At 57.4% G+C, this 12,620-nt stretch carries 13 protein-coding genes; 2 read left to right on the forward strand and 11 right to left on the reverse strand.

The features are described 5' to 3' along the window. Positions 1–2 precede the first annotated feature (2 nt). The 4 genes from gntK to AC0TN7_RS01705 form a co-directional block, all read right to left on the reverse strand. Positions 3–530, reverse strand: a complete 528-nt coding sequence (gntK, locus tag AC0TN7_RS01690) for a gluconokinase (protein ID WP_008503362.1) — start codon at positions 528–530, stop codon at positions 3–5. 126 nt (positions 531–656) lie between these two features. Next, entirely contained in the window at positions 657–1,652 is a 996-nt protein-coding gene (gntR, locus tag AC0TN7_RS01695; RefSeq protein WP_024906706.1) for a gluconate operon transcriptional repressor GntR, read from the reverse strand. A gap of 101 nt (positions 1,653–1,753) precedes the next feature. Continuing rightward, positions 1,754–2,449: a pirin family protein gene (locus AC0TN7_RS01700; protein ID WP_000639796.1), complete on the reverse strand. Its 696-nt coding sequence runs from the start codon at positions 2,447–2,449 to the stop codon at positions 1,754–1,756. Between the two features lie 123 nt (positions 2,450–2,572). Further along, positions 2,573–3,610 (reverse strand): oxidoreductase, encoded by a 1,038-nt coding sequence (locus AC0TN7_RS01705; protein ID WP_463727395.1) that lies wholly within the window; start codon positions 3,608–3,610, stop codon positions 2,573–2,575. Positions 3,611–3,866: 256 nt separating this feature from the next. Here AC0TN7_RS01705 and yhhY point away from each other — a divergent pair, with 256 nt between their 5' ends. After that, positions 3,867–4,355: an N-acetyltransferase gene (gene yhhY, locus AC0TN7_RS01710; protein ID WP_417928063.1), complete on the forward strand. Its 489-nt coding sequence runs from the start codon at positions 3,867–3,869 to the stop codon at positions 4,353–4,355. A 93-nt stretch (positions 4,356–4,448) separates the two neighbouring features. On the opposite strand, the gene ggt is transcribed toward yhhY, so the two are convergent. Further along, positions 4,449–6,194: a gamma-glutamyltransferase gene (gene ggt / locus AC0TN7_RS01715; RefSeq protein ID WP_473701788.1), complete on the reverse strand. Its 1,746-nt coding sequence runs from the start codon at positions 6,192–6,194 to the stop codon at positions 4,449–4,451. 123 nt (positions 6,195–6,317) lie between these two features. On the opposite strand from ggt, the gene AC0TN7_RS01720 reads away from it, so the two are divergent. Beyond that, entirely contained in the window at positions 6,318–6,695 is a 378-nt protein-coding gene (locus tag AC0TN7_RS01720) for a DUF2756 family protein (protein ID WP_061716143.1), read from the forward strand. On the opposite strand, the gene ugpQ is transcribed toward AC0TN7_RS01720, so the two are convergent. The 6 genes from ugpQ to livF all read right to left on the reverse strand — a co-directional run bounded on the left by ugpQ (position 6,679) and on the right by livF (position 12,619). Next, positions 6,679–7,425 carry a glycerophosphodiester phosphodiesterase gene (ugpQ, locus tag AC0TN7_RS01725; protein WP_045888354.1) on the reverse strand — a complete coding sequence of 249 codons (747 nt, stop codon included), beginning with the start codon at positions 7,423–7,425 and terminating at the stop codon, positions 6,679–6,681. The two genes, AC0TN7_RS01720 and ugpQ, sit on opposite strands and share 17 nt — an antisense overlap. Then, positions 7,422–8,492 carry a sn-glycerol-3-phosphate import ATP-binding protein UgpC gene (locus AC0TN7_RS01730; RefSeq protein ID WP_149367215.1) on the reverse strand — a complete coding sequence of 357 codons (1,071 nt, stop codon included), beginning with the start codon at positions 8,490–8,492 and terminating at the stop codon, positions 7,422–7,424. Before AC0TN7_RS01730 ends, ugpQ begins: the two co-directional genes overlap by 4 nt. A gap of 1 nt (position 8,493) precedes the next feature. After that, entirely contained in the window at positions 8,494–9,339 is an 846-nt protein-coding gene (gene ugpE / locus AC0TN7_RS01735; protein WP_013099125.1) for a sn-glycerol-3-phosphate ABC transporter permease UgpE, read from the reverse strand. Beyond that, positions 9,336–10,223 carry a sn-glycerol-3-phosphate ABC transporter permease UgpA gene (gene ugpA, locus AC0TN7_RS01740; protein ID WP_267215735.1) on the reverse strand — a complete coding sequence of 296 codons (888 nt, stop codon included), beginning with the start codon at positions 10,221–10,223 and terminating at the stop codon, positions 9,336–9,338. The genes ugpE and ugpA overlap by 4 nt, the downstream gene beginning before the upstream one ends. A 118-nt stretch (positions 10,224–10,341) precedes the next feature. Next, positions 10,342–11,658 carry a sn-glycerol-3-phosphate ABC transporter substrate-binding protein UgpB gene (gene ugpB / locus AC0TN7_RS01745; RefSeq protein ID WP_473701789.1) on the reverse strand — a complete coding sequence of 439 codons (1,317 nt, stop codon included), beginning with the start codon at positions 11,656–11,658 and terminating at the stop codon, positions 10,342–10,344. 247 nt (positions 11,659–11,905) lie between these two features. Beyond that, the gene (livF, locus tag AC0TN7_RS01750; RefSeq protein WP_008500102.1) at positions 11,906–12,619 is read right to left on the reverse strand and encodes a high-affinity branched-chain amino acid ABC transporter ATP-binding protein LivF; all 714 of its coding nucleotides are present in this window, start codon (positions 12,617–12,619) and stop codon (positions 11,906–11,908) included. Between the last annotated feature and the right edge of the window lies 1 nt (position 12,620).

Below are 12,620 nucleotides of genomic sequence, written 5' to 3' on the forward strand. Positions count from 1 at the left end.
ACTTACTGCCTTTTATTAATGACCTCGATGGTGCTGGCAACAACACCCTCCAGTGACTGATCGATATCAACCACTAAGACGTCTTTCTCGTCTTCACCCGGCTCCTGCAGCGCTTCGAACTGCGTCACCAGCATCTGGGTTTTGAAGAAGTGACCTTTACGCGCCTTCAGACGGCTTTCAATCACCTCGAAATCCCCTTTCAGGTAGATGAAAGAGAGGTTCGGGTTACCGTCGCGCAGCAGGTCGCGGTAGGTTTTTTTCAGCGCAGAGCAGACGATCAGGGAGACTTTATTGGTACGCTGCATAGCGAACGCGGCGTCATTCAGCGCCTGCAACCACGGTTTGCGGTCGTCGTCGTTCAGCGGCTCGCCGGAGGCCATTTTCATGATGTTGCTGCGCGGATGGAGGAAGTCGCCATCAAGGAACGCAGCCTGGAGTTGATGCGCCACTTCGCTGGCTACGGCTGATTTCCCGCTACCGGAAACGCCCATCAGGACGTAGACGTGGTGATCGTGATTAGTCGTGCTCAAAGGGTGTCCCTCAGTCAATTGTTACGGGTAACAGTTATCGGTAACATTGTCCTGCCGGGGCAAAAGAGAAGCAATATCCAAACGTGCGCGAAGTGAATAAGTGTGAGCTACTTCAAATTTGTCAGTTCAAATAGATCCACCCGGTGACAAGGTGAAACCTAAATCTAACATTTTCGGGGTAACTGCCTCACCACGAATGCGCGCCAGCAGGCGTTCTGCGCCAATACGGCCCATACGTTCACGCGGGGTCAGGACGCTCGCCAGACGCGGCTCCATCACCTGGCCAATGTCGTGGCCGTGGAAACCGGCGATCGCCATATCATCAGGGATCTTTAGCCCCAGACGCTGACACTCAAACGCCGCGCCAACCGCCAGGTCATCGTTGGTACAGAAAATACCGTCCAGTTGCGGATACTCGCGTCGCGCCTGACGCATCAGCTCAATACCCGACGTATAGGAAGAGGACTGCTCCACCATCACGCTGTACGGGGTTAAGTTTGCGTCGAGCATCGCCTGCTCGTATCCCTTCTGTTTGATGATAGTACGTTCATCAAGACGCGCACCCAGATAGGCGATATGACGATGCCCACGGGCGATGATGGCCGCCGTCATCTGGCGCGCCGCTTCAAAGTTATCGAACCCAACGGCAATATCGAGACACGGCGACTGGCTGTCCATCAGCTCCACCACAGGGATACCCGCCACTTCGATCATTTTGAGCGTGCGGGCAGTGTGGGTACGTTCGGTTAAAATCAGGCCGTCAATGTTCCAGGAAAGCATCGACTCAAGACGTTCCTCTTCCAGTTCCGGCTTGTACCCATAGTGGGCGAGCATGGTCTGGTAGCCAAAAGCATCGGTGACGCTTTCGATTCCCCGCAATACTTCGGCGAAAACCTGGTTGGTCAGGGATGGAAGCAGGACGCCCACCGCACGACTGGTCGCATTGGAGAGAATATCGGGTGCGCGGTTGGGGATATAACCCAGTTCATCAAGGGCAGCGGCAATCTTGCCACGTAACGCCACGGAAACCTGTTCCGGGTTACGTAAAAAACGGCTGACCGTCATTTTGGTCACACCGACGCGATCGGCGACATCCTGAAGTACGGGGCGTTTCTTTTTCATCGTCCTGAGAAATCTTGAAGTGAGAGATTTGCTCAGTTTATCACGGACAAAGCCCATCCTTCCCCTGTCAAAGGGAAGGATGGGTATTTATTTATGTTTTATTACACCGGCGGCAGGTCAAACAGCAGAATTTCGCTTTCGCTGTCGGCATGCACGGAGAGCGCCTGCTCATCCCAGATGGCCAGACCATCGGCGGTGGTTGCTTTAGTGCCGTTGATGGACACTTCACCTTTCACCACCTGGATCCAGACGCGGCGGTTAGCGGCAATCTGATGGACAGACTGTTCGTCTTTCGCCAGCGCCCAGCGGTACAGCTCCATATCCTGATGCACTTTCAGGGAGCCTTCACGCGCATCCGGGGAGAGCACCAGCTGTTTACCCTGTTTCGCGTCGAAGCGGCGCTGCTCGTAGCGCGGCGTGATGCCGGTCTCTTCTGGAATGATCCAGATTTGATACAGGTGCAGTTTTTCCGTTTTGCTTGGGTTGTACTCAGAGTGACGCACCCCGGTACCCGCGCTCATAATCTGGAACTCGCCCGCCGGAACCTGCTCTTTGTTGCCCATGCTGTCCTGGTGCTCAACCGCGCCTTCCAGCACATAGGTCAGGATTTCCATGTCTTTGTGCGGGTGGGTACCGAAGCCCTGGCCCGCATCAATCACGTCGTCGTTAATCACGCGCAGTGCGGAGAAGCCCATGAAGTTCGGGTCGTAGTAGTCGGCAAACGAGAATGAATGCCATGAGTCCAGCCAGCCATGATTCGCGTGACCACGTTCGTTTGCTTTGCGTAAGTAGATCATTGTTTTCACCCTCAGTTCGTTTCGATGGAGTAAGTGTGGACGCAAACCGCCTGGGATCATAGAGGGTGAAAATTGACTCCTCTGTTCAAAAATTATGAACAAGCGCAGAGGAGCCGTTTTTGCTTATTTCGCGAGGGTTATCGTGGCAGGAGAAGCCTGTTCGAAGGCCCTTTCAAGGATTTCGAGGTTGGTCAGAACGTCAGATTCCTTGACGTAATTCGGCGCGCCGGATGTAAGGGTTTCATAGAGCGCATCGTAGACGCGGCCATAGTCGCCAGTTTCCGGTTTCAGCTCCTCCCTGACCGTTACGCCCTCATCGTTCACGTACTCCAGGACGCTCACGGAATCATCCGCCGCAAAACCCGGTTCACCCGGCATGATGTTAGCCTTCAGGCTGGTCTCCTGCTGGTCAATACCGTACTTAATGAACGAGCCTCGGGTGCCGTGAACGATAAATTTCGGGTAGTCGATCTTCACCAGATGGCTGGTTTTGACGATGGCTTTCAGGTCGCCGTAGAACAGCTGCGCTTCAAAAGTATCGTCCGGGTTGGCTTTATTACGCAGGCTGCGGATGTCATACGCCACGTGGTCCGGTCGGCCAAACAGGGAGATGATCTGGTCCATGGTGTGCACGCCCAGACCATAGAACGAGCCGTCCTGCGGCAGGCCGGGCTGAGTTTCCGCTACCGGACGGTAGTAATCGAAGTGGCTTTCTATTTCCACGATGTCGCCTAGCTTGCCGCTTTCAATCGCTTTTTTCGCCGTCAGGAAGCAGCTGTCAAAGCGACGGTTCTGATACGGCGTAACGGTCAGACCTTTGCTTTTCGCCAGCGCGAACAGCTCTTTCGCTTCGGCGATAGTCGGGGTGAACGGCTTTTCCACCAGCACGTTTTTACCCGCTTCGAGCGCGCGTTTCGCATACTCAAAATGGCTGTCGGCGTGGGTGCAGACGACAACCAGTTTGACCTGCGGGTCGTTAAGCACATCATCCAGATCGCTGGTGAAATGAATATGGGAATACTGCGGGGATTGCTCTTCCGGCTTCGCGCGGCGGCGGTAGATATGGGCCACATGCCAGCTGTCTTTACGGGTGAGAACATACGGCAGGTGATAGCGGGTCGTACTTTTACCAAATCCAATAAATGCGCAATGTAGTGTCATAGCTCAGTCCTTTTGGAAGGTTACTGAGTCTAACCATAACAAAAAAAAAGCCAGCTAAAAGCTGGCTAAAGTAATACTGGAAGCAATGTGAGCAATGTCGTGCTTTCAGGTTCCCGTAGAGGTCTTCCTGAACGCAAAGCAATAATAATCATTCTCATTCGCACTTGTCCAATACTTTTTGCAAAAATTAGCGGTTGACTCAAATTTTAAAGTCATTGATGTTGGAAGGGACGTTTAACTGACTGAGGAACAAGGAATGAGTGAGATAGTGATACGCCACGCGGAACCGAAAGATGCTGAAGCCTTACGCCAGAACTATATGCATCCGGGGGTGTATCACGACACGCTACAGCTACCTCATCCTTCCCTTGAATACTGGCAAGAACGCCTTATAGCAAAACCCGGTCAAAAACGGCTGGTCGCTTGCATTGATGAGCAAATCGTTGGCGATCTGATGCTTCAGGTGGAAGCCAGCCCGCGACGCAGCCATGTGGCCACATTCGGTATCAGCGTTGCGGCACATGCACAGGGGCGCGGCGTGGGCAGTGCGTTAATGCGCGAGATGATAAACCTTTGCGATAACTGGATGCGTATTGAACGGATTGAATTAACGGTGTTTGCCGATAATCCTGCCGCTCTGGCGCTGTACCGGAAGTTTGGTTTCGAAATCGAAGGCACCGGCAAGAAATTTGCCCTGCGCAACGGCGAGTATGTGGATGCGTATTATATGGCGAGAATGAAGTGACACTTTCTCCTCTCCCCATAGGACGAGGGAGAAAAGACCGCACCGTGCGATCCCCTCTCCCCTATGGGGAGAGGGTTAGGGTGAGGGGAATAATTAATACCCCGCCGTCAAATCATCCACCGAACGCGGATCTGATGCGCCAAACAGCGCCCCGTCCGGTCCCACCATAATGCTCTGCGTACTGCCCATCGCCTCTTTCACCGCCACCTTTTGACCGCGCTGCTCCAGCAGCTTGATGGTATCCGGGCTAAAACCCTTCTCCACGCGCAGCTCGTCCGGCAGCCACTGGTGATGGAAACGCGGGGCGTTGGTCGCTTCGGCGACGTTCATCCCAAAGTCGATGCTGTTCACCACCATTTGCAGCACGGTGGTGATAATCCGGCTGCCGCCAGGGCTGCCGGTCACCAGCCAGGTTTTCCCGTCTTTCACCACGATGGTGGGCGACATGGACGACAGCGGACGTTTCTTCGGCCCTACCGCATTCGCATCGCCGCCAACCAGCCCGTAGACGTTCGGCACGCCCGGTTTGGCAGAGAAGTCATCCATCTCGTTGTTCAGCAGAATGCCGCTGTTGCCCGCCACAATCCCGGTGCCGAAGGTGGTGTTGAGCGTATAGGTCACCGCCACCGCGTTACCGTCTTTATCCACCACCGAGAAGTGAGTGGTCTGGTTGCTTTCATACGGCGCCAGCTTGCCGGGGCGGATCTCGCTCGACGGCTTAGCCTTGTTGATGTCGATCTGATCGGCAATAGATTTGGCATAGGCTTTGTTGGTCAGCGCCTGCCACGGCACCTTCACGAAGTCCGGATCGCCGAGATATTCCGAGCGGTCGGCATAGGCGCGTTTTTCCGCTTCCGCCATCACCTGCATGGCATCCGCACTGCCGAAGCCGAACTTGTGCATATCGAAGTTTTCGAGAATATTGAGGATCTGCACGATGTGAATGCCCCCGGAAGACGGCGGCGGCATGGAGAAGACCTCGTACCCGCGGTAGGTGCCGCTAATCGGCTCGCGCTCCACCGCCTTGTATTCCGCCAGATCCGCTTTGGTGATAAGCCCGCCGTTCTTCTGCATCTCTTGTGCAATCTGGTCGGCAATCGCTCCTTTGTAGAAGGCGTCCGGACCGTGCTCTGCAATCAGCTCCAGGCTTTTGGCGAGGTTCTTCTGCACCAGCTTATCGCCCTTCTTCAGCGGCTCGCCGTCTTTCCAGAAGATCGCTTTGCTGTTTTCATGATTCGGAATGACTTCGCTACCGTAGGTTTTGAGATCGTCCGCCAGCGCATCGTTTACCACAAAGCCGTCCCGCGCCAGCTTGATGGCAGGCTGCACTACCTTGTTCAGCGGCAGGGTGCCGTATTTTTCCAGCGCCAGCGAGAAGCCCGCGACGGTGCCCGGCGTGCCGGTCGCGAGATGCGAGGTCAGGGATTTTTTGCTGTCAGGGTTACCCTGGTCGTCGAGGAACATATCGCGGGAGGCCTGAGCAGGCGCCATCTCGCGGAAGTCGATGGCCGTCGTTTTGCCGTCTTTGGTGCGCAGCATCATAAAGCCGCCGCCACCCAGGTTCCCCGCCTGCGGATGCGTTACCGCCAGCGCATAGCCGACGGCGACCGCGGCATCCACCGCGTTACCGCCCTGCCTGAGAATATCGACGCCCACTTTTGTTGCCAGCGCATCCACGGACGCTACCATGCCATGGGTTGCCCGCACGGGATGAAAAACATCTTCCTCCACGCCGTAAGAGACCGGAGGCGCCGCGGGCGGGTTGGCCGCCACGCTAAATGTACCGCCTGCCATCAGCGCGGCGAGGGCGACCCAGCGCAAAAACGTTGGTTTCATCATTATTGTTCTCCAGGTGAAGGGATCCATATTCCCCGCTTAAGCCTGGTTCACAACTCCTAAAAAATCATCGTCATGGTGAAATCAGGGTAAACTTAAGAGAGACCTCAAAAGGAGGAAATGACAATGAAACGCTTGATGATTCTTACGGCGCTGATCCCGTTTGCCGCGCTCGCACAGCCACTCAACACCATGAACAACCCGAACCAGCAGGGCTATGTTATCCCGAGCCAGCAGCGTATGCAGACCGAGATGATGAGCCAGCAACAGCAGCAGAAAGGGATGCTTAACCAGCAGCTTAAAACGCAGACCCAGATGCAGCAGCAAAGCCTGCAAAATCAGATGAACGCCAACACCCAGCGCGTGCAGCAGGGGCAGGTGCGCGAGCAGCCGCTGCCGAATAAAAACGGCGGGATGTTAGGGGGAATGACGTCGTCAGGCAGCGGACAGCAGCATATGCTGCCGCCGCAGTCGAATGGCAGTATGCTTAATCCGCAGAACTAAAGTCCGGGCCTATCAGGTCGATTGCATCGGTACAGATGCTGTCCACGCCCCAGCGCAGCAGTTCGGCTGCACGCTGGGGTTTGTTAACGGTGTAGACCAGAATATGTAGACCCGCGTCTTTTAGCATCTTCACCCGCGCCTCATCCAGCAGCCTGTGATTAAGATGGATAGAGACACATGCCAGGCGCGTCGTCAGCTCGCGCCAGTCCTCGCGCCACTCGTCAAGCAGCAGCCCGCGAGGCAGCTCCGGTACGGCCGCCTGTGCCGCTTCCAGTGCGTCAATTTCAAATGATGACAGCAGCGGCGCGGTCATCCCTTCCCACAGCTCGCGCGCGGCCAGAGCAATCACTTTGCCCGTCAGCGGCCCGGTACCGGTGGTCGGTTTAATTTCGATATTGGCCATCATGCCGTGCTGGCGACAGCGATCCGCCACTTCCGCCAGCAACGGCAGCGGTTCGCCTTTGAATTCACCGCTGTACCAGCTTCCGGCGTCTACCTTCAGCAGGTCGCGCCACGGCAGCTCGCCCGCCACGCCCCAGCCGTTGCTGGTGCGCTCGAGATTATCGTCATGCAGCAGGAAAATCTCGCCGTCTTTCGACAGCTTGGCGTCGAACTCGATCATCGTGTGACCGTAGCGCGCGCCAACGTCAATCGCCGCCAGCGTGTTTTCCGGCGCCAGCTTACCGCCGCCCCGGTGGGCGACGACGTGGGGATAAGGCCAGTTACTCATACTCGTTGTCCTGTTTCACCGTCAAACAGGTGCAGATGGTTTTCCGGCAGGTGGAGCCACAGCGTGCTGCCGGCTTTAGGGCGTTCCTGATGCGCCAGACGCACCACCATTTTTTGCTCGCCCCAGCGCCCGTGCGCCAGGTTATCTGCACCCAACATCTCCAGCGTGTCCATCACCAGCGGCACGCCGCCTTCCGCCTGAGAGGTTAAACCGATATGTTCCGGGCGGATACCGAGCGTCATCTTACGCCCGGCGTAGCCACGATAGTACCAGTTGATCGGCAATGCCATCCCGCTTTCCAGCTCAAAGTGCGAGCCCGCGCTGCTGATGCGCCCTTCCAGCAGGTTCATCGCCGGGCTGCCGATAAAGCTCGCCACAAAGCGGGTAGCCGGTTTCTCGTACACTTCCACCGGGGTACCAATCTGCTCGGCAACGCCTTTGTTCATCACCATCACGCGCTGGGCGAGCGTCATGGCTTCGACCTGATCGTGGGTCACGTACAGGGAGGTGGTTTTCAGACGACGGTGCAGCTGCTGTAACTCAAGACGCATCTGCACGCGCAGCTTGGCGTCGAGATTAGAGAGCGGCTCGTCGAACAGGAATACCGCCGGATCGCGCACGATGGCGCGACCCATCGCCACGCGCTGGCGCTGTCCGCCGGAGAGCTCTCGCGGGCGGCGCTTAAGCAGGCCGTCGAGTTCCAGAATGCGGGCGGCCTCCTTCACGCGCTCGTCGATATGGCCTTTGCCCATGCCGCGGATTTTCAGCCCCCAGGCCATGTTCTCTTCCACGCTCATGTGCGGATAGAGAGCGTAGTTCTGGAACACCATCGCGATGCCGCGGTCTTTCGGCTCCATCTCGGTGACGCGCTGGCGGTCAATCCAGATATCCCCGGAGGTCACACGCTCCAGCCCCGCCACCATGCGCAGCAGCGTGGATTTGCCGCAGCCGGACGGGCCGACCATCACGATAAACTCCCCGTCCGCCACGTCGAGCGTCAGCGGCTGAATCACCTGGGTTTTGCCGTCCCAGCTTTTGGTTACTGCCTGAAGTTTTAAACCTGCCATCTTATTTCTCGCTATCGACCAGGCCGCGGACAAACGCGCGCTGCATGGCTAAAACAATGACTACGGGTGGGATAAGGGTAAGCAGCATCGCCGCCATCACCTGGTTCCAGAGGGTGGTGCCTTCGCCGGTGGCGATCATGCCTTTGATGCCCGCCACGGCGGTGCCGAGGTTGACGTCCTGAATAATCAGCAGCGGCCACAGGTACTGGTTCCAGCCGTAGATAAAGGTGATCACAAACAGCGCCGCGAGGTTGGTTTTCGACAGCGGCAGAACGATGTCGCGGAAGAAGCGCATCGGCGACGCGCCGTCGATGCGCGCCGCTTCAATCAGCTCGTCCGGCAGGGTCATAAAGAACTGGCGGAACAGGAAGGTGGCGGTCGCCGAGGCCATCAGCGGCAGGGTCAAGCCCGCGTAGCTGTCGAGCATCTTCAGGTTGGCGATCACCTCCACCGTCGGGAAGATACGCACCTCCACTGGCAGCATCAGGGTGATAAAAATCATCCAGAAAAACAGATTACGCAGCGGAAAGCGGAACCAGACGATGGCGAAGGCCGAGAGCATCGACACCGTGATTTTGCCCACCGTAATGCCGAACGCCATGATGAAGCTGTTGAGCATCATCAGCCAGAACGGCGCGCTGTTGGCGCCCACGCCCTGGGTCCAGATGGTCTTCATATTCTCGAAAAGATGCGTGCCTGGGATCAGCGTCATCGGCGTGTCGAACACCGCTTTGGTGTCCAGCGTGGCGGCGACAAAGGCCACGTACAGCGGAAACAGGATGACGATAATCCCTAAAATCAGCATGGTATGGCTGAAAATCGTCAGCCCGCGACGGTTCTCAATCATTGGTAGCGCACCTTACTTTCGACATAGCGGAACTGCACCACCGTGAGGATGATGACGAGGAACATCAGCACCACCGACTGCGCGGCAGAAGCGGAGAGATCCAGCCCGGCGAAGCCTTCGCGGTAGATCTTATAGATAAGCGTGGTCGTCGCCTGCACCGGACCGCCTGCGGTCGCCGCGTCGATCACCGGGAATGTGTCGAAGAAGGCGTACACGAGGTTAACCACCAGCAGGAAGAAACTCACCGGGGCGATCAGCGGCAGCGACAGCCTGAAGAAGCGACGAACCGGCCCTGCGCCGTCAATTGCCGCGGCTTCCACCAGCGAGCGCGGAATGGACTGCAGCGCGGCAAAGAAGAACAGGAAGTTATAGCTGATCTGCTTCCACACCGAGGCGAACACCACCAGGAACATCGCCTGACCGCTGTTCTGGGCATGGTTCCAGTCGTAGCCGAACTCTGCCAGGAAATGGGTAATCAACCCGCGGCCGGGATTAAACAGGAAGATCCACAGTACGGCGGCGACGGCGGGTGCCACGGCGTAAGGCAGCAGCATCAGGGTCTGATACAGGCGGCTGCCGCGCACCACGTAATCCACCAGCGCGGCGAAAAACAGCGAGGCGACAAGGCCGCTGACGGTGACCAGCGCGCTGAACTTCATCGTCGTCCAGAAGGCGTCCAGGTAGTAGCTATCATGGAACAGCGCGGTAAAGTTATCCAGGCCAACAAACTGGCTGGAGAGCCCGAACGGATCGACGCTTTGTACCGAGTACCACAGCGCTTCGCCCGCAGGCCAGATAAAGAAGATAACGGTGATGACCAGCTGAGGCGCGACCAACAGGTACGGCAGCCAGCGGGAACGGAACACCGGACGGGATGATGACATAGGTTTGCTCTGTAGGTATTCACCCCTCACCCCGGCCCCCTCTCCCCAAAGGGGCGAGGGTGTAATCGTCCCCTCTCCCCTTTGGGGAGAGGGTTAGGGTGAGGGGGATTAGTTTGAATTACGATTTCGTCGACTGCTCAAAGCGGCGCAGCAGCTGATTTCCGCGCTCTACCGCAGAGTCCAGCGCCTGCTGTGGCGTTTTCTTCCCGGTCCACACGCTTTCCAGCTCCTCATCCACGATGGTGCGGATCTGCGGCATGTTGCCCAGGCGCAGGCCTTTAGTGAACGGCAACGGCGGCTTGTTCAGCATCTGACGCGTCGCGATGTCCGCCCCTGGGTTCTTGCTGTAGAAGCCCTGCTCGCGGGTCAGGTCATACGCGGCTTTGGTGATCGGCAGGTAGCCGGTCTTCTGGTGCCACTCGGCGGCATTTTCAGGCTTCGCCAGGAAGTCGAGGAACTCGGCTACGCCTTTATAGGTGCCCTTGTCTTTACCCTGCATCACCCACAGGCTCGCCCCGCCGATGATGGCGTTCTGCGGCGCGCCCTTCACGTCAGCGTCATACGGCATCATGCCCACGCCGTAGTTGAATTTGGCGTAGTGACGGATATCCGCCAGAGAGCCGGACGAGGCGGTGGTAATGGCGCAGTCGCCGTTGTAGAACTTCTCGGTGGATTCGTCTTTACGCCCGAAGTAGCTGAAGTCGCCCTTCTTGTTGAGTTCTTCCAGCAGCGCAATGTGCTTCACCTGCTCCGGCTTGTTGAACTCCAGTAGCGCATCGGTGCCGTCGAAGCCGTTGTTTTTGGTCGCCACCGGCAGGCCGTGCCAGGCGCTGAAGTTTTCAATCTGGATCCAGCCCTGCCAGCCGCTGGCGTAGCCGCACTTCATCCCCGCCGCTTTCAGCTTCGCGGTGTATTCGGCCAGGTCCTGCCAGGTTTTTGGCGGCTGCTCCGGGTCTAAACCGGCTTTCCTGAAGGCGTCTTTGTTGTAGTACAGCACCGGCGTGGAGCTGTTAAACGGCTGAGACAGCAGATGTCCGGTTTTTGAATCGGTGTAGTAACCCGCTACGGTCGGCACAAACTGGGATTCATCAAAGTTGATACCCGCCTCTTTGAACACTTCATAGACCGGCTTGATAGCTTTGGAGGCCATCATGGTGGCGGTGCCCACTTCATAAACCTGTAACAGTGCAGGCGCGTTGCCGGTACGGAAGGCGGCGATGCCCGCGCTCAGGCTCTGCTCGTAGTTACCTTTGTACACCGGCACAATTTTGTAATCCGGATGGGTGTCGTTGAAACGCTGCGCCAGGGAGTCAACTTCTTTACCCAACTCCCCTTCCATGGAATGCCAGAACGGAATGGTCGTCACAGCCATTGCGTTCGTCGCAAAAGCCAGACCCAGTGCCAGACCCAAAGCTGTGTGTCGTAACGATGTCATTGTCATCTCTCTTATTGTGCCGGATGCGCGATATCACGCGTTTTATGCTCGCGAGGTAACATGACATGCTCGAATGACAGAAAAATAACTGTTTGTTTACAGATAAGTGACAGTAAAGGGTCAGGGGGATGATGGTTGTGTGAAGGGGTGTAGCGGTTAAAAAAGCCGGGTGGCGGCTACGCCTTACCCGGCCTACTCGATCCCTGTAGGCCCGGTAAGCGCAGCGCCACCGGGCGATACAGACGGCTCAGCCGCCCAGGTAAGCGCTCCGCACCGCTTCGTTCGCCAGCAGCGCATCGCCGGTGTCTTCCAGCACCACGCGGCCGTTCTCCAGCACGTAGCCACGGTCAGCCAGCTTCAGCGCCTGGTTGGCGTTCTGCTCAACGAGGAAGATGGTCATCCCCTCTTTACGCAGCTGCTCGATGGTGTCGAAGATCTGCTGGATGATGATCGGTGCAAGACCGAGCGACGGCTCGTCCAGCAGCAGGAGACGCGGCTGGCTCATCAGCGCGCGGCCAATTGCCAGCATCTGCTGTTCACCGCCGGACATGGTGCCCGCACGCTGAATGCGACGCTCCCACAGGCGCGGGAAGAGTTCGTACACCCACTTGATGCGGGTCTGGTATTCATCGCGGTGAGCAAAGAAGCCGCCCATCGCCAGGTTCTCTTCCACCGTCATACGCGAGAAGACGCGACGCCCTTCCGGGACAATCGCCACCGCCTCACGCATGATTCTGGCCGTCTGCCAGTCGGTAATGTCTTTACCATCGAACACAATCCGCCCGCTGGTGGCGCGCGGGTCGCCGCACAGGGTGCCGAGCAGCGTGGTTTTGCCCGCGCCGTTGGCGCCAATCAGGGTCACGATTTCACCCTGATTGATATGCAGGCTGACGTCGTGCAGCGCCTGGATCTTGCCGTAGTGCGCGTTGACCTTGTCGAACGTTAACATCGCTTTTTCCATC

The organism is Enterobacter sp. PL_is511 (assembly GCF_055816065.1).